Annotated in this window: 21 protein-coding genes; 10 read left to right on the forward strand and 11 right to left on the reverse strand. The window is 73.5% G+C overall.

What is annotated here, in order from left to right; translation table 11 throughout:
* Positions 1 to 130 precede the first annotated feature (130 nt).
* Positions 131 to 1,048, reverse strand: coding sequence for a MurR/RpiR family transcriptional regulator (locus ACZ562_RS17115; protein ID WP_471179254.1), 918 nt, complete (start codon positions 1,046 to 1,048; stop codon positions 131 to 133).
* Positions 1,049 to 1,103: 55 nt separating this feature from the next.
* Here ACZ562_RS17115 and ACZ562_RS17120 point away from each other — a divergent pair, with 55 nt between their 5' ends.
* Together ACZ562_RS17120 and ACZ562_RS17125 are read left to right on the forward strand one after the other, a co-directional pair.
* Positions 1,104 to 1,487 (forward strand): hypothetical protein, encoded by a 384-nt coding sequence (locus ACZ562_RS17120; protein WP_471179257.1) that lies wholly within the window; start codon positions 1,104 to 1,106, stop codon positions 1,485 to 1,487.
* A complete protein-coding gene (locus ACZ562_RS17125) occupies positions 1,484 to 1,762 on the forward strand; it encodes a DUF4031 domain-containing protein (RefSeq protein ID WP_471179259.1) in 279 nt (92 codons plus the stop codon). Before ACZ562_RS17120 ends, ACZ562_RS17125 begins: the two co-directional genes overlap by 4 nt.
* On the opposite strand, the gene ACZ562_RS17130 is transcribed toward ACZ562_RS17125, so the two are convergent.
* Positions 1,744 to 2,838, reverse strand: coding sequence for a GNAT family N-acetyltransferase (locus ACZ562_RS17130; RefSeq protein ID WP_471179262.1), 1,095 nt, complete (start codon positions 2,836 to 2,838; stop codon positions 1,744 to 1,746). The genes ACZ562_RS17125 and ACZ562_RS17130 overlap by 19 nt on opposite strands.
* A 26-nt stretch (positions 2,839 to 2,864) precedes the next feature.
* A complete protein-coding gene (locus ACZ562_RS17135; protein WP_471179265.1) occupies positions 2,865 to 3,509 on the reverse strand; it encodes an HD domain-containing protein in 645 nt (214 codons plus the stop codon).
* Between the two features lie 47 nt (positions 3,510 to 3,556).
* Here ACZ562_RS17135 and ACZ562_RS17140 point away from each other — a divergent pair, with 47 nt between their 5' ends.
* Complete coding sequence (locus tag ACZ562_RS17140) at positions 3,557 to 4,228, forward strand: maleylpyruvate isomerase family mycothiol-dependent enzyme (protein ID WP_471179268.1); 672 nt, start codon at positions 3,557 to 3,559, stop codon at positions 4,226 to 4,228.
* Positions 4,229 to 4,315: 87 nt separating this feature from the next.
* On the forward strand, positions 4,316 to 5,014 hold the full coding sequence (locus tag ACZ562_RS17145; RefSeq protein ID WP_471179271.1) for a copper homeostasis protein CutC: 699 nt from the start codon (positions 4,316 to 4,318) through the stop codon (positions 5,012 to 5,014).
* A 194-nt stretch (positions 5,015 to 5,208) separates the two neighbouring features.
* On the opposite strand, the gene ACZ562_RS17150 is transcribed toward ACZ562_RS17145, so the two are convergent.
* Positions 5,209 to 7,278 (reverse strand): HelD family protein, encoded by a 2,070-nt coding sequence (locus ACZ562_RS17150; RefSeq protein WP_471179273.1) that lies wholly within the window; start codon positions 7,276 to 7,278, stop codon positions 5,209 to 5,211.
* Between the two features lie 274 nt (positions 7,279 to 7,552).
* Between ACZ562_RS17150 and ACZ562_RS17155 the strand changes: the two genes are divergently transcribed.
* Complete coding sequence (locus ACZ562_RS17155) at positions 7,553 to 7,738, forward strand: hypothetical protein (protein ID WP_471179276.1); 186 nt, start codon at positions 7,553 to 7,555, stop codon at positions 7,736 to 7,738.
* A 67-nt stretch (positions 7,739 to 7,805) separates the two neighbouring features.
* Here ACZ562_RS17155 and ACZ562_RS17160 read toward each other — a convergent pair whose 3' ends face one another.
* On the reverse strand, positions 7,806 to 9,449 hold the full coding sequence (locus ACZ562_RS17160) for a DNA repair helicase XPB (protein WP_471179279.1): 1,644 nt from the start codon (positions 9,447 to 9,449) through the stop codon (positions 7,806 to 7,808).
* A gap of 67 nt (positions 9,450 to 9,516) precedes the next feature.
* Positions 9,517 to 12,039, reverse strand: a complete 2,523-nt coding sequence (locus tag ACZ562_RS17165; RefSeq protein ID WP_471179282.1) for a helicase-associated domain-containing protein — start codon at positions 12,037 to 12,039, stop codon at positions 9,517 to 9,519.
* 211 nt (positions 12,040 to 12,250) lie between these two features.
* Here ACZ562_RS17165 and ACZ562_RS17170 point away from each other — a divergent pair, with 211 nt between their 5' ends.
* The gene (locus ACZ562_RS17170) at positions 12,251 to 13,261 is read left to right on the forward strand and encodes a hypothetical protein (RefSeq protein ID WP_471179285.1); all 1,011 of its coding nucleotides are present in this window, start codon (positions 12,251 to 12,253) and stop codon (positions 13,259 to 13,261) included.
* A 48-nt stretch (positions 13,262 to 13,309) separates the two neighbouring features.
* On the forward strand, positions 13,310 to 13,960 hold the full coding sequence (locus ACZ562_RS17175) for an HAD family hydrolase (protein WP_471179288.1): 651 nt from the start codon (positions 13,310 to 13,312) through the stop codon (positions 13,958 to 13,960).
* Here the strand turns inward: ACZ562_RS17175 and ACZ562_RS17180 are convergent.
* Positions 13,939 to 14,187, reverse strand: coding sequence for a hypothetical protein (locus ACZ562_RS17180; protein WP_471179291.1), 249 nt, complete (start codon positions 14,185 to 14,187; stop codon positions 13,939 to 13,941). The two genes, ACZ562_RS17175 and ACZ562_RS17180, sit on opposite strands and share 22 nt — an antisense overlap.
* A 163-nt stretch (positions 14,188 to 14,350) precedes the next feature.
* On the opposite strand from ACZ562_RS17180, the gene ACZ562_RS17185 reads away from it, so the two are divergent.
* Positions 14,351 to 14,734 carry a cold-shock protein gene (locus ACZ562_RS17185; RefSeq protein WP_471179293.1) on the forward strand — a complete coding sequence of 128 codons (384 nt, stop codon included), beginning with the start codon at positions 14,351 to 14,353 and terminating at the stop codon, positions 14,732 to 14,734.
* A 124-nt stretch (positions 14,735 to 14,858) separates the two neighbouring features.
* Here the strand turns inward: ACZ562_RS17185 and ACZ562_RS17190 are convergent, their stop codons facing one another.
* From ACZ562_RS17190 to ACZ562_RS17205, 4 genes are all read right to left on the reverse strand, one after another.
* A complete protein-coding gene (locus ACZ562_RS17190) occupies positions 14,859 to 15,722 on the reverse strand; it encodes a 1,4-dihydroxy-6-naphthoate synthase (RefSeq protein ID WP_471179296.1) in 864 nt (287 codons plus the stop codon).
* Entirely contained in the window at positions 15,706 to 16,419 is a 714-nt protein-coding gene (locus ACZ562_RS17195) for a futalosine hydrolase (RefSeq protein ID WP_471179298.1), read from the reverse strand. The genes ACZ562_RS17190 and ACZ562_RS17195 overlap by 17 nt, the downstream gene beginning before the upstream one ends.
* 25 nt (positions 16,420 to 16,444) lie before the next feature.
* Positions 16,445 to 16,957 carry a hypothetical protein gene (locus ACZ562_RS17200; RefSeq protein WP_471179301.1) on the reverse strand — a complete coding sequence of 171 codons (513 nt, stop codon included), beginning with the start codon at positions 16,955 to 16,957 and terminating at the stop codon, positions 16,445 to 16,447.
* Positions 16,958 to 17,019: 62 nt separating this feature from the next.
* Positions 17,020 to 18,453, reverse strand: a complete 1,434-nt coding sequence (locus ACZ562_RS17205) for an MFS transporter (RefSeq protein WP_471179303.1) — start codon at positions 18,451 to 18,453, stop codon at positions 17,020 to 17,022.
* A gap of 299 nt (positions 18,454 to 18,752) precedes the next feature.
* Here ACZ562_RS17205 and ACZ562_RS17210 point away from each other — a divergent pair, with 299 nt between their 5' ends.
* Positions 18,753 to 19,679 carry a DUF3027 domain-containing protein gene (locus tag ACZ562_RS17210; RefSeq protein ID WP_471179306.1) on the forward strand — a complete coding sequence of 309 codons (927 nt, stop codon included), beginning with the start codon at positions 18,753 to 18,755 and terminating at the stop codon, positions 19,677 to 19,679.
* A gap of 179 nt (positions 19,680 to 19,858) precedes the next feature.
* The gene (locus ACZ562_RS17215) at positions 19,859 to 22,993 is read left to right on the forward strand and encodes a sacsin N-terminal ATP-binding-like domain-containing protein (RefSeq protein WP_471179309.1); all 3,135 of its coding nucleotides are present in this window, start codon (positions 19,859 to 19,861) and stop codon (positions 22,991 to 22,993) included.
* Positions 22,994 to 23,125: the final 132 nt, after the last annotated feature.

The following is a 23,125-nucleotide window of genomic DNA, read 5'->3' on the forward strand; positions in this document are numbered from 1 at the left end:
GCTCTTTCTGAGTACGTCGAGGTGTCTTGACTGAAGGGGGCGGGGGGCTGTGCCGATGTGCGGCTCCGCCGCGCGGGCGCGACCGGCCCTCACGGGCCCGCAGCCGCCCGCAGCGGCCGGACCTGCGGATCTACCGCCGATGCCGGTGCGCCAATGCCTCGTACGAAGCGGCCAGCGCCCCCGCCGCGGCGTCATACGTCCGCTGCGCCACCCCCACGAACAGACAGTCCACGACCAGCAGCTGACTCGTCCGGGAGGACATCGCCGCCGGCCGCAGCTCGCTCTCCCGGGCCGTGGACGTCGTCAGCACATGGTCGGCGTACTGAGTCACCGCCCCGCCCGGCCGCCCGGTGATCGCGACGGTCGTCGCCCCGTGCTCGAACGCCACCCGCAACGGCTCGATGACGTCCCCCGTCGACCCGGAGTGCGTGATCGCGATCGCCACGTCGCCCGCGCGCAGTTGCACCGCGTTGGTGACGGCGAGGTGGGGATCGCTGTGGGCGTGGGCTATGAGCCCTATGCGCAGCAGCTTCTGGGTGAGGTCCTGGGCGACCAGCCCCGACGCCCCGACGCCGTACACGTCGATCCGCCGTGCGGCGGCCGCCGCGGTGACGGCCGCGCCGAGTTGCGCGGTGTCGAGGCCGGCCGCGGTGTCGGCGAGGGTCTGCTGTTCGTCGTGGGCGAGTTTCGCCACCACGTCGGCGATGGGGTCGTCCACCGCGATGTCCGTCGTGATCGCGGGAGCGCGGCCGGACTGCTGCTGGGCGGCGAGCCCGGCGAGGGCGAGGCGCAGGTCGCGGTAGCCGGGGTAGCCGAGCAGGCGGGCGGTGCGCACGACGGTGGCCTCGCTGGTGCCGGTGAGTCCGGCGAGGCCGGTGACCGTGAGGGCCGCGCAGCCGGCCGGGTCGTTCGCGACGGCCTCGGCGACCCGCTGCATGGACCGGGTCATGGAGGGGGCGAGCGTACGCACCTTGGCGGCGAGGGCGGCGGGCGCGGGCGGCGTGCTCCCCGAAGAGCTCCCGAAAATTTCCTTCACCTTCTGGGTCACAGCTGAAAGATATTTTCGGCTCGGTGCTGCGGTCAAGAGTGCGCACAATGGGGGCATGGACCCCATCAGCCCCCTGGAACAGGCGTTGCATGCGGCGCGCGCCCGCGTGCTCGCCGATCTGGCCGCCGGCGAGGTCGCCGCGGCGGACGTGGTGTCCATGGTCGAGGAGTCCGTCGTACAGCGGCGCTGGTGGGTCGAGCAGTGGCCGGACGGCGTCGCGTACGTGGCCGGGCTGGTCGCGCAGGACGTGCAGGACGCGCTCCTGGAGCGGTACGGCCGCTGGCCTCTGTGCCCCGTGTGCGGCTCCGGCGACCCGCACGCGCTGGACGTCGAGCCGGAGCTCGGCCCCGACCCGCACTGGGTGTGCCACAAGGCGGGTGTGAAGGTCGCGGCGGTGGGGGCACTGTGGTCGGCGGCGGGCGGGGGGGCGTCCTCGTGACCGTGTACATCGATCCGCCGGACTGGCCGGGACACGGCCGGATGTGGTCGCACCTCGTCAGCGACCTCTCGTTCGACGAACTGCACAAGTTCGCAGACGAGTTGGGCGTCCCCCGGCGCGCCTTCGAACGGGACCACTACGACATTCCCTCCCACCGGTACGCGGACGCGGTGCGCGCGGGCGCGGTGGAGGTCAGCAGCCGCGAGGTGGTGCGGCTGCTGACCGCGGCCGGACTGCGGCGGCCGAAGGGGCGGACTCAGCCGCGCAGTTCGTAGGCCAGCAGCCCCTCGTCGCCGTGGTCCTCGCTCACCTTCACGAATCCGGCGCGGGAGATCACGGCCTGCGACGGGAGGTTGTCCTTCTCTATGGTCGCGAACAGGGTCCGTACGTCGTCCCGCGCGAGCGCCCACGCGGACAGCGCGCGCAGGGCCTCGGTCGCGTAGCCGTTGCCGCGGGCGGCCTCGGCCAGGTCGTAGCCGATCTCGGCGCGGCCGTCATCGTCAGGGGCGCCGTGGAAGCCCAGGCCGCCGACCGCGTGCCCGTCCTCCCGGCGCACGAGGACGAAAAGGCCGAACTCCGGCCGGTGGACGCCCGCTTCGTACGCCTTGACCGCCATCCCGGCGGCCTCCCGCGTGCCCTCGCAGGGGCGGCCCTCGAGCCACTCGAACCCGCCGTCACCGCCCGCGCTCAGGTCGGCTGCGGCGGCGGGCGTGACGCCCTGCAGCGTGAGCCGCTCGGCCTGGACGACCAGGTTGTTGTTCCAGCGCCACTCGGTGACCGGGGCGCGGCCGGGCAGTTCGCCGCGGCCGGTGGCCCACAGCAGGGTGCGCCAGTGGTCGGGGCCGGGCTGGACGTGCGGGAAGATCCGGGTCAGGACGAACTCGGGGAGATGGGCCGGGGGTTCGTACGGCAGATCCAGGCCCTCGGCGATGTCGTGGGTGTGCAGCAGGACTTCGGCGATGCCCATCGTGGCGAAGCCTTCGCGGTTCGCGCTGCGGAAGGGGTACGGGTGGAAGGCGCGGACCTCGCGCGGGGTGGCGCGGAGGGTGGCGGCGAACAGCGCGCCGGTCGTCTCGATGACGTGGACGACGCCCGCGTTGTCGGCGCGGTCCACGCCGTCGTCGGTGCCGTCGAGGGTGATGTCGAAGGGTACGTACGCGTCCTGCGCGCGCCCGGCGAGCTGTCCCGCGTACGCGAGGAGATCGCTCGCGACGTGCGCGGCCGTCTCCCGGCAACTCCACTCCAGGCGGCCGGCCTTCACGTCCTCCCAGTTCCGGTCCAGCGCCGCCCGCAGCACCTCCGCGCAGCCCGCGACGGCTTCCTCCACCCGTTCCCCGCCCATGAATCGCATGCGGGCAGGGTAAGCGGCCACGTCCCTCAGAGCGACAGCATTTCCAGCTCGGAGCGGAGGTTGTAGCGCGCCGTCGCCTCCCACTCCGCCTCCCCGTACGGTGTCCTGAACAGCCTTGGCAGGCCGAGGAGTTGGCGCAGGATCGCGGCGCGGCCCGCGCGGAAGGCGGTGTTCGGGACGAAGTGGTACTCCTCGCGGACGGCGGCGGTGTAGGCGGCGTACGCGGAGGGGGGCGAGGCGAGGATCGCCAGGTCGGCGTCGCACAGGACCTGCCCGTCGCGGTCGTCGTCGGCGGGGGCGTGGGTGACGGTGAGCCGGACGAGGCGGGCGACCTCGGCCGTCTTGTCCTGAGGCACCCCGGCCTCGGGAAGGGCGCGCTCGGCGAGGCGGGCCGAGCGCTCCTCGTTCTCGGAGCGGTCGGGCTGGTAGACCGCGTCGTGGAACCAGGCGGCCAGGCGCACCACGTCCGGGTCCGCGGCGTACTTCTCGAGTACGTCGATGTGGTCGAGGACCGCCGTGAGGTGCGCGAGCGTGTGGTACCGGCGCTGCGGTTCCTGCCAGCGGGCGAGCAGGCTGTCGGCGTACGGGGCCGGGTCCGGGCCGGCGCCGGGGGTGCGGGCGCCTTCCAGGGCGCGGGCGAATCGGGTGCGCAGGGCGTCTGGATCGACCATGCCCTCATTCTCCCGCGGTGCGCCCCGCGGCCCCTAGTTTGGACCGTATGACTTCCGACGTTCACGAGGCACGTGACCCAGAACTCCCCGGACGGCTGCTGGCCGCCGCGCGCGACGCCCTGATCCCGCTGCTGCGGGCCCGGCCGGGCGCGGACTTCGCGCTGCCGGCCGAGGCGTGTCCGGGATGGACCGTGCGGGACGTGCTCGCGCATTGTTCGGCCGCGCTGACGCGGGTGGTGGAGAGCCGCTACGAGAAGGGGGTGTTCTCGCCCGAGTCCAACGACCGGGACGTCGCCGAGCGGGCCGAATGGACGAACGCGCAGGTCGTGGACGAGCTGGAGCGCGGGATGACCGAGGCCGGGCCCGTGATCGCCAAGGCGGGCGGGGTGCTGGACCTGATCGCGCTGGGCGAGTGGGTGCACGCGGGAGACGTCCGTGAGGCCTTCGGGGAGCCGGGGGCCTATGCGGGGGCGGGGCTGCCGGACGCGCTGGCGCTGCTTGCCCGGATCACCCGGGAGAAGGGGCACGTGCCGCTGCACGCCGACCTCGACGACGAGGACGAGCCGCTGCGGCTGGGGGACGTGGGCGGGCAGCGGCCTCCGGCACGGTTCATCGGGGACGCCGCGACCCTCGTACGGCTGTACTCGGGGCGGCCGGTGCGGGGCGCGTCGTACGAACTGGCCGGGGCGGAGGCGGAGCAGCTGAACATCTTCGGGTGAGCGGGGCGCCGTTACGGTGCGGCGGGGCATGGTCTAAATTGGACTAGACCTCTCGTTACACCGTCAGCCGCCGAGGATTGGGGCCCCATGAGCAAGCGTGCAGTCCTGGAGGTGATCGCCCTCGGCGTCGAGGACGCGGTCGCGGCCCAGGCCGGAGGCGCGGACCGCCTCGAACTCGTCACCGACATCGCGGCCGACGGACTCACCCCGTCGGCCCGCACCTTCGCCGGGATCCGCGGTGCCGTCGACATCTCGCTGCGCGTGATGCTGCGGCTGGAGGACGGGTTCGCGGCGGGGGACGTGGACCGGCTCGTGGGCGCCGCCCGGGAGATGCGAGCCACCGGGGCCGACGAGTTCGTGCTCGGGTTCCTCGACACGGACGGGGGTGTCGATCTGGCGGCCGTGGAACGGGTGGTCCCCGAGCTGAACGGCTGCCGCTGGACCTTCCACCGGGCGATCGACCGGGCCGCCGACCGGGACGCCCTCCGCAAGCAGCTGGACGGGCTCCCGGGCCTGGACACGTATCTGACGGCTGGTTCGGCCACCGGTGTCGACGAGGGACTCCCCACGCTCGTCGCCGAAGCGGCGAGACGCGGAGAGCCGGCGTACGAGCAGCAGATCCTCGTGGGCGGCGGCCTGCGGCTCGACCACGTACCGACCCTGCTGGCCGCCGGGATCGACGGGTTCCACATCGGCGGGGCGGCCAGGCCGGACGGCTGGGCAGGGCCGGTCTCGGCCGACGCGGTGGCGCAGTGGCGGAGGGTGCTGGACGCCAGGTGGCACTAGTGCCGCGTCAGCCAAGGTCCGCCCCGTCGCGACGCCCGGCACGCTCCCCCACTGCCTCAAGGGCGGGGGAGGTGCCCCCACTCGCCGCACCGGCCGAAAGCCCACGTACATCCAGTACGAGGACTTCCGGCCGGCACGCCGAGAGCACGCACCGGACGCCGCTCCTTGACGGGCAAACCTTGGCTGACGAGGCACTAGGACAGCTGCGGCGGCAGCGGCGCCGCGTGGGTCACGATCAGGCCCGAGACCGCTCGGGTCAGGGCCACGTACAGGCGGCGCAGGCCCGTGCGTTCGTCGGGCTCGCCGTCGACCACCGCCTGCGGCTCGTCGAGGACCACATAGTCGTACTCCAGGCCCTTCGCGAGCGAGGCCGGGACCAGGGTCAGGCGGGTGTCGTACGTCGTCTCCTCGCCGGGGCCGAGGTAGCCGATGCCCGCCGCCGTGAGCGCCTCGGCCAGGGCCGGGACGCGGGCGTCGGCGGCGATCAGGCCGGTGGAGCCCTCGTTGCGCAGCAACTCCTCGCAGGCGGCGACGACCTCGGCCGGGTCCTCGATCGCGCGGAGGTCGAAGAACCCCGGGTTCTCCCGGACCGAGGCGACCGGGGTCAGGCCCGGGGCGATGTGCGGGAGCAGGCGTGAGGCATACGTGATGACGTCGGTCGGTACGCGGAAACCGGCCGTCAGCTCCTCGATCACGCCGTCCGCCTTCCCCAGATGGGCCAGGGCCTGGTCCCAGCTCCGGGTCGCCCAAGGCGTGGTGCCCTGCGCCAGGTCGCCGAGCACGGTCGCGGAACCGGTGGTGCAGCGCCGGCCCACCGCCCGGTACTGCATCGGGGAGAGGTCCTGTGCCTCGTCCAGCACCACATGACCGAGCGAGTGCGTGCGCTGGACCAGGTCCCGCGCCTCGTCGATCAGCACCGCGTCCGCGGGCGACCACTTGGCGGACTTCACCGACCGCACCGGCTTCGCCCACAGAATCGTCTTCTGCTCATCCCCGGTGAGGACGCCTTCCGCGTGCACGGCGAGAAAGTCCGCGTCCGTCAGCAGGCGCAGCACCAGCTTGGCCGGGTCGACCGGCGGCCAGATCTGCTTGACGGCCGCCTTCACCGCCGAGTTGCGGGCGACGGCGTCCTGCACACGGTCGTCCGGGGCCTCACCCGACCGCTCCATCTGCACCAGCACGGCGTGCGCGATGCGCTGCGGCAGGGCCTCACGGGCGGCGCCGTAGCGGATACCGCGACCCAGCAACTCGCGGACGATGTCCTCGAGTTCGTACGCCGCCACCCGCCAGCGGCGCGAACCGCGCACCACCACGACCGGCTCGGTGGGCATGGTCACGTGCGAGTGGACGGCCTTCTTCAGTACCTCCGCCATCCTGGCGTCGCCCTTGACGATCGCGGCCGCCGCGTCGTCCGTGCCGCGCACCTCGACGTGCGCGACCAGGTCGTCCACGGTGGCCTGCCTGACCGTCAACTCGCCCAGCGCGGGCAGCACCTGCTCGATGTAGTGCAGGAAGGACTTGTTCGGCCCGATGACGAGGGTGCCGGTACGGGCGAGCCGCTCGCGGTGGGCGTAGAGGAGGTAGGCGACCCGGTGGAGGCCGACGGCTGTCTTCCCGGTGCCCGGGCCTCCCTGCACGCAGACGGTCCCGCCGAGCCCGCTCCGTACGATCTCGTCCTGCTCGGGCTGGATCGTGGCCACGATGTCGCGCATCGGGCCGACGCGCGGCCGCTCGATCTCCTGCTGGAGCAGCTTGCTGGTGGCGGCGGCCTCTGCCGGATCGGACAGGTGCTCGTCCTCGTACGCCGTGAGGTCTCCGCCCGTGTAACCGAAGCGGCGGCGCAGCGCGACGTCCAGCGGGTCCTTCTTGGAGGCCCGGTAGAACGGCTGCGAGACCGGCGCACGCCAGTCGATCACCATCGGGTCGCCGTCGCCGTCGTGCACATGCCGGCGCCCGATGTACAGAGTGTGACGAGCGGCCTCCGGCTGTGGGCGCTCCCCCTGCGCGTCCTCGGCCCGGTCCGCGCCCGGAGCGTGCAGGTAGTCGAGCCGGCCGAAGAACAGCGGGGTGTCGCTGAGGTCGGCGAGGGCCTTGATGCGCTCCCCGATCTGGCGCTCCAGGATCTGTGCGTTGACCCAGTTCGCGGTGACGTCGCTGATGTCGAGCGACTCGACGTCCTCACGCATGGCGCGCAGGGCGGCGCGGGACGAGGCGAGGTGCGAGCGTTCGCGGGCGAGGGGGTCGTCGTCGACGGGCGTGGACAAGGGGGTGCCTCCGAAGGACCTGCGGTGTGGACGGCGCGGGACTGCGGGATGCCGGCCGGTTTCCGTCCGGGCGGCGGCGCTCCGTGGGGGAGGCGGGCAAGAGCGGAGATTCTAGGCGAGCGGGAGGAGCGGCCGCCAACGCGTTTTCCGTCCCTTAGGGGACGTCCCCGCCACCCTGGGGGTCGTGGGTCAGCCCGGAGTACTACGCGGTGACGACGGAGGTTCGCACCGAAGACCGATGCCGTTCCTGTCCCCGGAGAGCCACCATGGAGACATGAGCGCAGCAACCATCACCCCAGCTCCGCGCCCGCCCCGCCCGGCCGGCGCCACTCCCGTCCTGGGCAGCCACCGTCACGTCCTCGGCGAGGCCCTGCGAGCCGTGAAGGTGTTCGTGGGCGCCGCCTTCGATGTGATCATCCTCGGTGAGTACGGCGAGGAGGCGGGCGTCCGCCGCAAGTAGGGCCACCTCGTGACCTGACCACCCTCCGCGACTCGCAGGACCTGCCAGGCCCTCCACGCGCTCCCGCTCACCCCTCCGCCAGCAACTCGTCCGCGTCCATGATCCGGTACGCGTACCCCTGCTCCGCCAGGAACCGCTGCCGATGGGCGGCGAAGTCCTGGTCGATCGTGTCGCGGGCGACGACCGAATAGAAGTGCGCCTGGTGACCGTCGGCCTTGGGGCGCAGGACCCGTCCCAGCCGCTGGGCCTCCTCCTGCCGGGAGCCGAAGGTGCCCGACACCTGGACGGCGACCGTCGCCTCCGGCAGGTCGATCGAGAAGTTCGCGACCTTCGACACGACCAGCACGCTGATCTCGCCCTCCCGGAAGGCGCCGAAGAGCTTCTCGCGCTGGGCGTTGCTGGTCTCGCCCTTGATGACGGGCGCGTTCAGATGCTCGCCCAGCTCGTCGAGCTGGTCGATGTACTGCCCGATGACGAGGATCTGCTGCCCGGCGAACCGCCGCACGATCGCCTCCGTCACCTTCCGCTTGGTCGCGGTGGTGGCACAGAAGCGGTACTTCTCCTCGGTCTCGGCGGTGGCGTAGGCGAGCCGCTCGGAGTCGGTGAGGTTCACCCGCACCTCCACACAGTCCGCGGGCGCGATGTACCCCTGCGCCTCGATCTCCTTCCACGGCGCGTCGAACCGCTTCGGCCCGATGAGCGAGAAGACGTCCGACTCGCGGCCGTCCTCCCGCACCAGGGTCGCGGTCAGCCCCAGCCGCCGCCGCGCCTGGAGGTCCGCCGTGAACTTGAAGACGGGCGCGGGCAGCAGATGCACCTCGTCGTAGACGATGAGCCCCCAGTCCCGGGAGTCGAACAGCTCCAGGTGCGGGTAGATGCCCTTCCGCTTCGTCGTCAGGACCTGGTACGTGGCGATCGTGACGGGCCGGATCTCCTTCTTCGTCCCGCTGTACTCGCCGATCTCGTCCTCGGTGAGACTCGTGCGCCTGACCAGCTCGTGCTTCCACTGCCGGGCGGAGACGGTGTTCGTGACGAGGATCAGCGTGGTCGACTTGGCCTGCGCCATGGACCCGGCACCCACGAGCGTCTTGCCCGCACCGCAGGGGAGTACGACGACTCCCGAACCGCCGTGCCAGAAGTTCTCCACGGCCTGCTTCTGGTAGGGCCGGAGCGCCCACCCTTCCTCGGCCAGCTCGATCGGGTGCGCCTCGCCGTCGACGTAGCCGGCGAGGTCCTCGGCGGGCCAGCCCAGTCTCAGCAGGGTCTGCTTGATCTGCCCGCGCTCGGAGGGGTGCACGACGACGGTGTCGGGGTCGATCCGGGCCCCGACGAGCGGGATGATCCGCTTGGAACGCAGGATCTCTTCGAGGACGGGCCGGTCCGTGGTCGTCAGGACGAGGCCGTGCGCCGGATGCTTGCTGAGGGTCAGCCGCCCGTACCGGTCCATCGTGTCGGCGATGTCGACGAGCAGCGCGTGCGGCACGGGATACCGGCTGTACTGCACCAGCGCGTCCACGACCTGCTCGGCGTCGTGCCCGGCCGCCCGGGCGTTCCACAGCCCCAGCGGGGTCACCCGGTAGGTGTGGATGTGCTCGGGCGCCCGCTCCAGCTCGGCGAACGGCGCGATCGCCCGACGGCACTCGCCGGCCTGCTCGTGGTCGACTTCCAGGAGCAGAGTCTTGTCGGACTGGACGATCAGCGGACCATTCACGCGCGGCACCCTTTCCGTTAGGCCGGACGTCGCGGCCAAACGTCCAGTGTGCCCTACTCGCCGACGATCACAGCTGGTCGTCCGCCAGCTCCGCCACCCCGGTCACCCGGTGCAGCGGGTACGTCCGCACCTCGTCCGCCGTGTGGTCGTACGCCGTGACGAAGCCGCCCTCGACGCGGATCGGGGCGATGACACGCTGGCTGGCGGCGCCCTCGGCGTTGACGTAGCCGATCCACAGGGCCTCGCCGGTCAGGACGGCGGCCTGCATGGTGGCGAGGGTCTCCGCGGAGCCGGTGCGCGGGAGTTCGCCGGCCGTCGCCGGGGTGGTGGTGGGCTTGCGCGGGGCCGTGGAGGCCAGGTCGCCGGCCCGGACGGCGCGGATCGCGGCCGACAGGAGCGTCGCGTCCGGGACCGGCGGGCCCTCCGGGACCGGCTCGGGGGCGCTGCGCGGCGGGGTGCGGTGGGCGTGCACGCGGGTGATCAGCACATCGCCCTCGGCGGACTCCGCGGCCGGCGCGAAGCCCATCGCCCGCAGCCCCTCCAGGAGCGCGGCCGGGTCGGCCTGGGCGGCCAGGACCGTGCCGGCGAGCCGGCGCAGACCGAGACCCGCGGCGCGCTTGTCGGCGAGGATCTCGCTGAGCAGCGCGTCGTCGTCGCAGCGCACATATGCCGAGGCCGCGCCGACGCGCAGATGCCCGTGCTTGCGGGCGACATCGTCGATCAGGTACGCGAGCGGCTGCGGGACCGGCGTACGGGAGTGCGCGCCGAGGAAGGCGTGCAGGTCGGAAGCGGACCGGCCGGCGTCCAGGGCACGGCGAACCGAGCCGGGTGTGAAGCGGTAGACCGTCGCCCCGCCCTTCGACTCGACGTCCGCGAGCACGCCCAGCATGTCGGCCAGCGGGCGCTTCAGCGGGCCCGGCGCCACCGCCGTCAGGTCGGCCTGGAGCAGGACGTGGTCCAGGGGCTCGGGCAGCAGCGGGGCGAGGAGGCGGGCAGCCGCGGCCGACGCGGTGGCCTGTTCGCTGGGGGAGAGGGGCTCCACGGGGACCGGCACATGGTGCACGGGCAGCTTGTCTCCGGGGCCCTGCGGCTCCTCGTCCGGGGGCTTCGGCGCGGGTGCGCCGAACAGCGCCCGCCCGTGTGCGGACAGCGCGCCCCGGCCGGTGACGCCCAGCAGTTCCGCCTCGGCCAGCGTCCACCGGGCGAGCCGGCTGCGCAGGTCGTCGCCCTGCTGCGGGCCGCGCAGCGGGCGCTCCCAGCGCAGCCGGGCAAGGACGGACTCGGCGGACGGAGACGTCCCCTGCGCCAGCCGGGCCAGCAAAGTCAGCACCCGGTGCCGTACCTCGGGCGCGGCGGAGCGGTCGAGGCCCGGCCCCAGCGCCGACAGCGTGCGCTCCTTCGCGTCCCGCCCGCCGACCACACCCGCCGTTCGCGTGGCGTGCAGCCACGTCTCGGCGAGCCGCGCCCAGCGCTGTGCCGCGGGCTGCTCCAGCCACTCGTCGTACGCGGGGGTCGCCGCGTACCGCTCGTCCGCCTCCCCGTCGGAAGCCAGCAGCCCTGCCGCGTAGGCGAGCTCGACCCAGAACGCGGCGACGGGTTCGGACACGTCGAGGGCGACGGCCGTACGCTTCAGATCGCGGACGCTGAGCCCTCCGGCCCGCAGCACCGCGGGGCCGCCCTCGTCCCAGTCCTTCAGCAGCTCCTCGACGGTCGCCAGCGCCGTGTACGCCTGCCCGGCCGCCGTCGCGTCCACAACCTGTGGACGGTGCGCCGCGGTCGCCTCCACTGCGGGCGGCAACGGCTCGGCGGTGCGGTGCGCGCGACCGCCGCGCAGATGAAGCGCCACCTCCCGCGGCAGGACGACCGTCCCGGGCGCCGTCGGCAGCAGCAGCCCGCGGTCGAGGAGCCGGCGCAGGTGCGGCGCCGGATCGGGGGTGACCTGGCCGTACGGCGGCCCCCAGACGAGCCGGGACAGGACCTCCCGCGACTCCTCGGACGCCTCGGCGAGCAGCTCCGCCATCCGCGCGCGGTCCCTGAACAGAGCGGTGAGCGCCCCCGCGGCCGAGACCGGGTCATGGGTCGAGGGGAGTCCCACGGTCGTGACGATCTTCTGGATACGTCCCGGGGACATGCCCGCGGTGGCCTCCGCGACCGTGGGCCCGAGCCCCGTCGGCGACGGGTGCTGCGGCGACGGCGCGAGCAGTTCGCGGGCCGTGCGGACCAGACGCAGCCGGTCGTCGTCGCCCCACACCAGGGCCTGCTCCCGCAGGGTCGCCACGGCCCGCGGCAGCGCGGCGGCGACGACCGGGTCGCCCTCGTCACCGGCCATCAGAGCGAGCAGCTCGTCGTACGACGCCGGGTCCGCCGCCACGGCCAGGGCCTCGGCCGTCTGCAGCGCGAAACGGTCCAGCCGCTCCAGTGCCCGCACGACCGAGGCGCGGGTGCCGGCGCGCGTGGCGAGCTGGGTGAGGTCGGTGGGGACGGGGGTGATGAGGTCGGGGCGGGCGCGCAGGAGGGCGGCCAGCGAGGCGTCGTCCCTCGCGCGGAGCGCTTCCGCGAGGGAGCGGGGCGGGGGTGCCGGGCTGCTCATCCTGCCCACGGTAGCGGGTTGCCTCCGGCGGTTGAGCCGAGCGCGGGCCGGTGAGGGCCGCCGCCCTCGGCACTGTGCCCCCAGACCCCCCTTCGGCCTGAACGGCCTCGTCCTCGAACGCCGGACGGGCCGGGTTGTGCCCGGCCGGTGCTGACAGCGGTAACGTCTGTCACCACGGGGTATTCAACGCACCAGCCCCCGAGGGGACTTCGTGGGTATCGAGAGCGACCAGGTCGTCTACGAGTACTTGAGCCGCGTCGGCGACGTGGCACAGCAGCGGCAGCTGCCGTCGGCCACCCGGATGCGGCTCGTCGCGGAACTGCGCAACGAGATCGACCGGCGGCGCGCCAAGGCCACCGTGGACAGTCCCGCCGCCGTCCGCCGCATCCTCGACCGGCTCGGCAGCCCCGACGACGTCGTCGCGGCCGCGGGCGGCACCGGCCGCGCACCGCAGGCACCGGCCGCCGCCGTGCCCGTACAGCGGGACCGTGAGCCGGAGGAGGAGCAGCGCCCGAAGGGGCTGCGCCGGATCATCCCGCGGCCGCGCCCGGCCCGGCCGCCCGGCCCCGCCCGGTCCGACGCGCCCTCCCCGCCGCACCTCGCGGGCACGCACGAACTCGGGGACAGCGCGACGCAGCCGGACTGGTGGCGGGTGGACAGCAGTCCGTTCGGGGTCGGGGACAGCGTGCCGGGGTTCGTCGGCGGTGTGGAGATCCCGGAACTGCTCAAACCCCCGCCCCCCAAGGAGACTGCCGAGGAGGAGCCGGCCGCCGTGGAGCGGGCGGAGCCGGTGGTGGAGGCCGGGGCCGTCGTGGACGGCCCCGCCCCGCGCCGCCTCCGTCTCCTGCCCCGGCGCACCGGCGCGACCGGTTCCGACGGCCCGGGCGGCTGGAGCAACCCGCTCCTGCTGCTCGCCGCGGGCCTCCTCGTCGCGGGCGCCGTCCTCGGGAACCTGGTCGTCCTGCTGGTGGGCTGGCTCATCGCCTACGCCTCACGGCGGCTGACCGAGACCGAGACCAAGTGGGCGGTCATGTTCCTGCCCGGGCTCGCGGTCGCGGCCGGTGTGGTGTGGCTGTGGGGCAGGACCGACGGCCGCTGGGGCGACCCCATCGCCGAGGGGCACATGAACGACGCGGTCGCCCAGACCTGGCCGTGGGTGGTCCGCGGGGCGGCGGTGGCGTCGGCGCTGTTCCTGGTGTGGCGGTCGCAGCGGCAGCGGTGACGCAGCGGCGAGAAGCCGAAAGCCTGTGCGTCACACCGACTCGGCACAATGGCCCGTATGGCCTCCAAGACCTCCACGAGCTCTTCCGCGCTGACCGTCGGCTTCGACCTGGACATGACCCTCATCGACTCCCGCCCCGGCATCCGCGCCTGCTACCTGGCGCTCGCCGAGCGGACGGGCACGTACATCGACGCCGACCTGGCGGTCACGCGGCTCGGTCCGCCGCTCGCGGAGGAGCTGGTCAACTGGTTCCCGGCGGACCAGGTGAAGGTCATGGGCGACCTGTACCGCTCGATGTACCCCGCGATCGCCATCGTGCCCACACCCGCGATGCCGGGCGCCCGCGAGGCGATCGCGGCCGTGCGGGCGGCCGGCGGGCGGGCGATCGTGGTCACGGCCAAGCACGAGCCCAACGCCAAGCTGCACCTGGAGCATCTGGGCATCGAGCCCGACGCGGTGATCGGCGACCTGTGGGCCGAGCAGAAGGCGCTGGCGCTGCGCGAGCACGACGCGGGGGTCTACGTCGGCGACCACGTCGGCGACGTGCGCGGCGCCCGTACGGCCGGTGCCGTCGCGGTCACCGTGGCCACCGGCCCGTGCGACGCCCAGGAGCTGCGGACGGCGGGCGCGGACGTCGTCCTCGGCGACCTCACCGAGTTCCCGGCCTGGCTGTCGGACTACCGCCCGGCCCGCGCCTGACGGCGTCCCGCCGCGGCCGACCGCAGAACGCCCGCACCGGCCAGCAGGAAGCCGACGCCCATGAGCATGCTCAGTCCGAACATGTATGCCGGAAAAGGCGTCGTCCCGAGGAACAGCGGGGCCACGGTGACGAGTGTGGCCACCGCACCGATGAAGAACACGACGGCACCGGCACGGATCAGTCGGTCACCGGGCGAGGCGGAATTCGTTTGGGTTTTGTCACGCACCCGACCAGGGTAGTTCCCTGCGCGAAGGAACAACCCGGCGACGTCTTGTCACCGGCCTGAAGACCATTAGCCTTGGTACCGGCGGGTCCCGACGACCCGCCCAAGTGCTATCAAGAGCCGTTTCAGAAGCAGTTTTCCGACGAGTACGAGGACGAGGACAGACGTGCCTACCGGCAAGGTCAAGTGGTTCAACAGCGAGAAGGGCTTCGGCTTTCTCTCCCGCGACGACGGCGGTGACGTCTTCGTCCATTCCTCGGTCCTCCCCGCCGGAGTCGAGACGCTCAAGCCGGGACAAAGGGTGGAGTTCGGAGTGGTCGCCGGCCAGCGCGGCGACCAGGCACTTTCGGTCGCCATCCTCGACCCGACCCCCTCGGTCGCGGCCGCGACCCGCAAGAAGCCGGACGAACTGGCGTCCATCGTCCAGGATTTGACGACCCTCCTGGAGAACATCACACCGATGCTCGAGAAGGGCCGCTACCCCGACAAGGCCTCCGGCAAGAAGATCGCGGGCCTGCTCCGCGCTGTCGCCGACCAACTGGACGTGTGACAAGGCCGTTCACGGGAAAATCGAGCGCACCCGGGCCGAGGGGCGGCACCAGCCCCTCGGCCGCCGCACGCATGAGCGGGCCGCGTACCGCCGCGGCGCTCCCGGCGGCCGGGCGGAGTTCCGTTCAGGGAAACGCGAGCGATCCGGGTCCGAGTGCCGGTACCAGCCCTTCGGCGGCGGCCCGGGTCAGCAATCCGCGCACCGCCGCGTAGCCGTCCTCGCCGAGGTCGGCGGTGAATTCGTTGACGTACAGCCCGATGTGCTGGTCGGCGACGGCCGGATCCATTTCCTGCGCGTGTTCCATGACGTAAGGGCGGGAGGCCTCGGGGTCGTCCCAGGCCGCGCGTACGGATGTGCGGATCGACTCGGCGAGCAGCGTCAGCGTCTCCGCACCGAGGGACCGCCTGGCGATGATGGCGCCCAGCGGAATCGGCAGCCCGGTCGTGTTCTCCCAGTGCTCGCCCATGTCGGCGAGCTTGTGCAGCCCGTAGTTCCGGTACGTGAAGCGCGCCTCGTGGATGACGAGCCCCGCGTCGACCTTCCCGTCCCGTACGGCGGGCATGATCTCGTGGAACGGCATGACCACGATGTCGCCGACCCCGCCCGGCAGGGTGTCCGCGGCCCACAGCCGGAACAGCAGGTACGCCGTCGACTTCTCGCCCGGCACGGCGACCGTACGGCCGGTGAGGCCGCTGCCCGCCTCCCGTGTCAGCACCAGCGGCCCGCAGCCCCGGCCCAGCGCGCCCCCGCAGGGCAGCAGGGCGTACTCGTCGAGGACGTACGGCAGCACGGCGTACGACACCTTCAGCACGTCGAACTCGCCGCGCTCGGCCATGCCGTTGGTGATGTCGATGTCCGCGAACGTCACGTCCAGCCCGGGCGCGCCCGGGACGCGGCCGTGGGCCACGGCGTCGAAGACGAAGGTGTCGTTCGGGCAGGGGGAGTACGCGATGCGCAGGGGCTGCCGGTGCTCAGTTCGGTCGGTCATGTGAGTTCCAACTCTCCAGGGCGGGCGTCAGCTTCCCGAAGGCCTCCGTCAGGGCCGTGAGCGCGTCGCCGATGCGCCAGGCGGCGCGGTCGCGCGGGCCGACCGGGTTGGAGACGGCGCGGATCTCCAGCACGGGCACGCCGTGTGCGGCGGCCGCCTCGGCGACCCCGAAGCCCTCCATGGCCTCGGCGAGGGCGCGTGGGTGCCGGGCGCGCAGCGCGTCGGCGCGGGCGGCCGTGCCGGTGACGGTCGACACCGTGAGGACGGCACCGGGGCGCGCTCCCGTCGCGGTCGCGACCTCTCGTACGAGTGTTTCCGGTGGACGGTGGGTGACGGTCCCGAAGCCGAGGCCGGTCACCGGCAGGAAGCCGTCGGCCGTCTCGGCGCCCAGGTCGGCGGCCGTGATCTCGTCGGCGACGACGAGGGAGCCGACGGGCGCGCCCGGCTGGAAGCCGCCCCCGATGCCGGTGGAGACCGCCAGATCGTAGGGGGCACCGTCCAGGGCCGCCGCGGTGAGGGCGGCGGCGGTGGAGGCGGCGGCGAGGGCGGGGCCGACGCCCGCGGCGACGAGGTCGCAGCCGCCGGTGACCTGATGCAGGGTCACTCCCGGGACCCGCACCGCACGCACCGGCCCCTCGAACGCGCGGGCCACCGCGTCCCGTTCGACGGGGACGGCGGTGGCTACCAGGATGCGCATGGCCGGACGCGGAGACGGCCGCGGATCAGGCGTCCGCGTTCTTGAGCTTGAAGTTCCACACGCCCTTGTACTCCGAGCCGGACTTGTTCTGCTCGACGATGCTGATGTACAGCTGCTTCGGCGCGGGCTGGCCCTGCTGCTCGGCGAAGAGGTCGACGCCCTGGAAGGCGTAGTACGTCTTCTTGTAGACGGGGGTGACCTGCTGGCCGTTGATGTACAGGGCCCAGCCGGTGTCCGCGACCTCGGGGTCGACACCGATGCGCAGCGTCTCGCTCTGCGGGACCTCGATCGAGTCCGACGCCTTCTTCAGGGCGCACTTGGTGGCCTCGGTGCGGCCGATGTCGTCGCCGTCGTCGTAGCAGGCGGCCTCGGCGCTCGCCGAGTTCTTGCCGACCGTCACGGTGGCGCGCGGCGTCGGCTTGTCGCAGGCCGACAGGACGAGCAGTCCGGCGGTAACGGCGCCGGCGGCGGCGACGGCGCGGCGGCGTCGCACAGCGCGGTATCCAGTAGCGGCGGTGCCGCGGGGCAGCAGGGTCATGGTCGAAGGCTATCGGGCACCTCCAGCCGTCCCCCTACGCGGGGTGCGGCGTGGCCCGTCCGTTAGGCCACACGCGGCCGGGAGGCACCGCCCTGCCGGGCCGAGCTCAGCAGGCCCCGGACGGTGGTCAGCCAGCCCACGGCGATGATTCCCGCGGCCACCGACAGGCCGAGCCGGCCGTTCAGCGGCAGCACGATGCCGATCGCGCCGCCGAGCACCCAGGCCATCTGCAGCATCGTCTCGGAGCGCGCGAACGCGGACGTGCGCACCTGCTCGGGCACGTCCCGCTGGATCAGCGCGTCCAGGGCCAGCTTGGCGAGCGCCTGCGCGAACCCGGCGATGGCCGCCAGACACGCCACCAGGAACGCGCCGAAGAAGATCGCGCCTGTGATCGCCGTGCCCAGCACGAACGCCACGACCGTCACGATGATGATCTCCGGTGCCTTCGACCTGAGCCACGCCCCGACCGCCGTACCGAGCGCGTTGCCCACGCCCGCCGCGGCGATCACTATCCCCAGCGACACCGCCGCGCTCTCGCCGGTCAGCGGGTGCTCCCGCAGCAGGAAGGCGAGGAAGAAGATCAGGAAGCCGGAGAGGCAGCGCAGGGAGGCGTTGGCACCGAGGGCATGGGTCACGGCGATACCGACCGTCCGTAGCCCGGGTCGCTTGACCGGCCGCCGGTGCGGCCCGTGCAGGTGCTGCTCGTCCGCGGCGAGCAGCGCGGTGTCCTCGCCCTTCGCCGAGTCGACCTTCGGCGGCAGGGAGAAGGACAGGAACGTACCCGCGATGAAGATCACGAAGGCGCCGTACAGCGGCCACCGCGCCCCGAGGGCCTGCAGGCCCGCCCCGACGGGCGCCGCGACGGCCGTCGCGAGGAGACCGCCGAGCGTGACCCGCGAGTTGGCCTTCACCAGGGAGAAGCGGGGCGGCAGAAGACGGGGCACCACGGCACTTCTGACCACGCCGTACGCCTTCGACGCGACCAGCACGCCGAGCGCCGCGGGATAGAGCTCCAGGCTGCCGCTGGAGACGGCCCCGGCGAGGATCAGCGCGAGCAGCGCCCGGGCGAGCATCGCGCCCGCCATCGCCGCACGGCGGCCGTGCGGGAGACGGTCGAGGAGCGGCCCGATGACCGGCGCGAGAACGGTGAAGGGCGCCATGGTGATCGCGAGGTACAGGGCGACGCGCCCGCGGGCCTCGTCGGTCGGCACGGAGAAGAAGACGGTGGAAGCCAGGGCAACGGTGATCATGACGTCGCCGGCGCCGTTCACCCCGTGCAGCTCGATCAGCTTGCCGAGGCCGGACTCGCCCGCGCCCTGCGCGTGGGTCGCCTTGCGGATTCCGCGGGCCGGACCCGTCACCGGGAAGTGCAGGACACGGCCGACGGAGCGGAGGGAGCCGCGTACCCGGCCCGTCCCGCTGTCCCGGCTGCTCCCCTTGATCCCTTTGGATCCACCGACCCCGGTGGCTCCCTGGGGCGTCCTCGCGGCTGCCACGACGTCATAGTGCCCCGAGAAAGGCGTACGTAGTGCGGTTTGCGGCGCGTTTGGCGCCGAGTGACTCGGGTGGGGGTGCGCGAAACACCCGCCCGAAGCGGCGAACAGGTCGGTCGGTGTAGGCCGAGCGCCGACGAACAGGTAGCGTGCGTATCTCAGCCATCCCGCAGAATGGGTGGTACAGGTGCGCCCGAGTGCGATCGGGCGCGGACGTCGACGCGGTCCCCGGGTCCGCTCCGTCCGCCCCGCCGCCAGAGGCAGCCGCACCAGAGAGACGGCGTAGGAGAGAAGCGATACCTGTGAGCGCAGCGACCACGCGAAGCCGCACCACCGACCGCCTGTGCGCCGAGGCCGTCGACCTCGCCCGCGCCGCAGCCGAGGAGGCAGCCGCACCCGGCGTCGTCGGCGAGCACGCGGGACTGGAGCCCGAGGGCGACCGCGTTGTCACGCACTTCTTCGAGTGCAAGGAACTCGGGTACCGCGGCTGGCGCTGGGCCGTGACGGTGGCCCGGGCGTCGCGCGCCAAGGTCGTCACCCTGGACGAGGTCGTCCTCCTGCCCGGCCCGGACGCGCTGCTCGCGCCCGAATGGGTGCCGTGGAGCGAGCGCCTGCGCCCCGGCGACATGGGTCCCGGCGACCTCCTTCCGACGGACGCCGAGGATCTCCGGCTGGAGCCCGGCTACTCCGGCGAGGACGAGCCGCCGCCGAACTCCGCCGTGTCCCAGGAGATGGCCGAGCTGGTCGAGGCCGAGGACCTGGAGGTCACCGAGGCGCCTCCGGCGCGCCTTCCCGTCGCCCCCGCGCGCGGTTCGATCGCCGCGGTCGCCGAGGAACTCGGCATGCGCCGGGCCCGGGTCCTTTCCCGCTACGGGCTGCATGTCGCCGCCGACCGCTGGGAGGAGGCGTACGGCCCCAAGACCCCGATGGCACAGGCGGCCCCGGCGTCCTGCGTGAGCTGTGCCTTCCTCGTCCCGATCGGCGGATCGCTGGGGCAGGCCTTCGGCGTCTGCGCCAACGAGTTCTCTCCGGCCGACGGCCGTGTGGTGTCCGTGACGTACGGCTGTGGCGGCCACTCCGAGGCGGCGGTCATGCCCAAGCCGCCGCAGCCGGCTCCGCCGGTGATCGACGAGACGAGGGTGGACCCGTTCCCGCTGCGGCCGGCGGCGGATTCCGGTTCCGTACCGGTCGTCTCCGACGAGGACGCGGCGGAACTGGGGCACTCGTAGGTCTGCGGGTGTGTGGGGGTGCGCCTCCCGGGGGCCGTGCCCTCAGACCCCCTTCGGCCTGAACGGCCCGTCCTCAAGCGCCGGACGGGCCGAGCGGGCCACGTCCTGGCCTCCGGCGCGTCACCGCGGGTGTGCCGCCGCGCGGTACCTTCATCGTCACGCCGATGAGGAGAGTCAACGTGAGCAAGTTCGTGCGGCCGGCGGCCGAAGGCGCCGACCCCTTCGGGACGGCCCGTCTGCGCCGTGGCGTGCTGGACGCCTGGGCCACCAGCCCGGCACGGTTCCGCGAGGACGCCAACGCCGAGGAGGATCTCGTCCTCGGCGGCTACCGGGACCGGCTGGTCGTCGAGCTCGCGCAGAACGCGGCCGACGCGGCAGCCCGGGCAGGCGTGCCCGGCCGTCTCCGTCTCACCCTCCGCGACGGCGTCCTCGTCGCCGCCAACACGGGCGCGCCCCTCGACGCGGCCGGTGTGGAGTCGCTGTCCACTCTCCGTGCCTCCGCCAAGCGAAGCCCCGCCGACAGCGTGGCCGGCGCGGTGGGCCGCTTCGGCGTCGGTTTCGCCGCCGTCCTCGCCGTCACCGACGAGCCCGCGGTCGTCGGCCGCCACGGCGGTGTGCGCTGGTCCCTCGCCGAGGCGCGCGAGCTGGCCGCCGACACGGCCCGGCACAGCCCGGGGCTCGGCGACGAGATCCGCCGCCGCGACGGTCACGTCCCTCTTCTGAGGCTCCCCTTCGCCGCCGAGGGCACCGCCCCCGACCCGTACGACACGGCCGTCATCCTGCCGCTGCGCGACACGGCCGCGGCCGACCTCGCCGAGCGCCTCCTCGACGCCGTCGACGACGCCCTCCTCCTCGCCCTCCCGGGCCTCGAAGAGGTCGTGGTCGAGACCGACGCCGTCCGCACCCTGAGCCGCCGCACCGAGGGTGCCCACACCGTCGTGGAGGACTCGCGGGACGGCACCACCCGCTGGCGTACCGCCGCCGCGCACGGACCCCTCACGCCCGACCTCCTCGCCGACCGTCCCCTGGAGGAGCGGCTGCGTCCCCACTGGTCGGTCACCTGGGCCGTGCCCACCGCCGACGACGGCGCCCCGGCCCGCCCCCGCACCAGCCCGTACGTCCACGCCCCCACGCCCAGCGACGAGCCCCTCGGCGTCCCCGCCCTCCTCATCGCCTCCTTCCCGCTGGACACCACCCGCCGGCACGCCGCGCCCGGCCCGCTGACCGACTTCCTCGTCCAGCGCGCGGCGGACGCGTACGCCGAACTCCTCGCCGGCTGGCGGCCGGTGACCGAGGGAGTCATCGGCCTGGTGCCCGGCCCCCTGGGCAAGGGCGAGCTGGACGGCGCGCTGCGGCAGGCCATCCTCGAACGGCTGCCCCGCACGTCGTTCCTCCCGCCCGCCGCAGAGCCCGCGGGCCACGAGACCGACGACGAGCTGCCCGAATCCCTTCGCCCCCGCGACGCCGAGGTGGTGGAGGGCGCGGGCGCCGACACGGTGCGCGTCATCGCCGAGGTGCTGCCCACGTTGCTGCCCGCCGGGCTCGAACGGCGCGTCGAGCTGCGGACGCTGGGCGTCGCCCGCGTTCCGCTGACGGACGCGATCGACCGGCTGGCGGGCCTGGAGAAGGACCCCGGCTGGTGGCGGCGGCTGTACGACAGCCTGGCCGGCGTCGACCCCGACCGGCTCTCCGGCCTGCCCGTGCCGCTCGCCGACGGGCGTACGACGATCGGGCCGCGCCAGGTCCTCCTGCCCACCCCGGACGCCCCCGCCGTCGATGCGGAGGTCCTCGCCCGGCTCGGCCTCAAGGTCGCCCACGAGGAGGCCGCCCACCCGCTGCTGGAGAAGCTCGGCGCCCTGCCCGCGACTCCCCGGGCCGTGCTGACCACCCCCCAGGTGCGGGCCGCCGTCGCGGCCTCCCTGGACGACGGGGGCGGCGTTGCCTGGGAGGAGGACGCGCCCGACGCGGAGGAACTCGCCGACACCGTCCTCGCCCTCGTCCGGGACGCGGGCCTGGAGCCCGGCGACGAGCCCTGGCTCGGCGCCCTCGCCCTGCCCGACGAGGACGGGGAGCTGTCCCCGGCGGGCGAACTCGTCCTCCCCGGCAGCCCGTTCGCCGAGGTCATGCGGGAGGACGAACTGGCCTTCGTGGACGCCGAACTGGCTGAGAAGTGGGGCGAACACCCGCTGGCCGCCTGTGGCGTGCTCGCCAACTTCGCGCTGGTCCGCGCCACGGACGTCGTCCTCGACCCGGACGAACTGGAGCCGCGGGAAGGCGACTTCGCCGAACCGGACGACGCCGGCCTGCTCGACGCCGTCGACGTGTGGAGCGAGGACATCCTCGACCGCTTCCCGGACACCCCCGTGCCGCCGGTCGCCACCGAGCTGGTCGCCGTGCGCGACCTGGACCTCGTCGACGAGGACAGGTGGCCCCGAGCCCTTGCTCTGCTGTCGCAACCCCCCTTGCGTGACGCTCTCGTCCAGCCGGTGCGGATCCTGCTGCCGGACGGCACGCACGAAGTCGTACGGCCCTACACGGCGTGGTGGCTGCGCGGGCACCCGGTCCTGGCCGGCCGCCGCCCCGCCGGCCTGCTGGCGGCCGGCGGCGACCCGCTCCTGCGCGGCCTGTACGACGAGGCCGACGCGACCGGCTTCGACGACGAGCAGGTGCTGCGGGCGCTGGGCGTCAGGACGTCGGTGGCCGCGCTGCTCGACGAGCCGGGCGGCGCCGCCGAACTGCTGGACCGCCTGGCCGACCCGGACCGCGACGTCACCGCCGCCCAGCTGCACGCCCTCTACGGCTCGCTGGCAGAGCTGGACCCCGAGCAGGTGACCCTGCCGGACGAGCTGCGGGCCGTCGTCGACGGACGCGTGGAGGTCGTGGACGCGGCCGAGGCGGTGGTGGTCGATTCGCCCGACCTCCTCCCCTTCACGCAGGGTGTCCCGCTGCTCCCCGTACGGCCGCAGCGCGCCGCCGAGCTCGCGGAACTCTTCCAGGTGCGGCGCCTCAGCGAGTCCGTCACGGGCGAGGTCGACTCCGAGGGCACCGAGCACGAGGTACCGGAGCCGGTACGGGTCCTGCTCGGCCCGCGCACCCCGGACACGTTCGTCGAGCACGAGGAACTCGTCGTCGACGGCGTGGAGATCGACTGGCGGCTGACGAACGACGGCGCGCTGCACGCCGCCACCCTGGAGGGCGTGGCCGCGGGCCTGGCCTGGGCGGCTGGACAGTGGCCACGGCGGTTCGAGGTCGCGGCGCTGCTGGAGGACCCGTCCCGCACGGCAGAGCTGGCCCGGGACCGCTGGTTCGACTGAGGCCGGTTACGCCGGGCAGGACGGGCCGGCCACCACCAAGCTCCAGCGCCAGCCCAAGCTGATGGTCAACGCCTCCCGGCGGTCGACGCACGGGTGACTTCGTCGACGTGCGGTAGGGCCCCATTCGGGGGC

Source organism: Streptomyces sp. NPDC040410 (assembly GCF_055595715.1).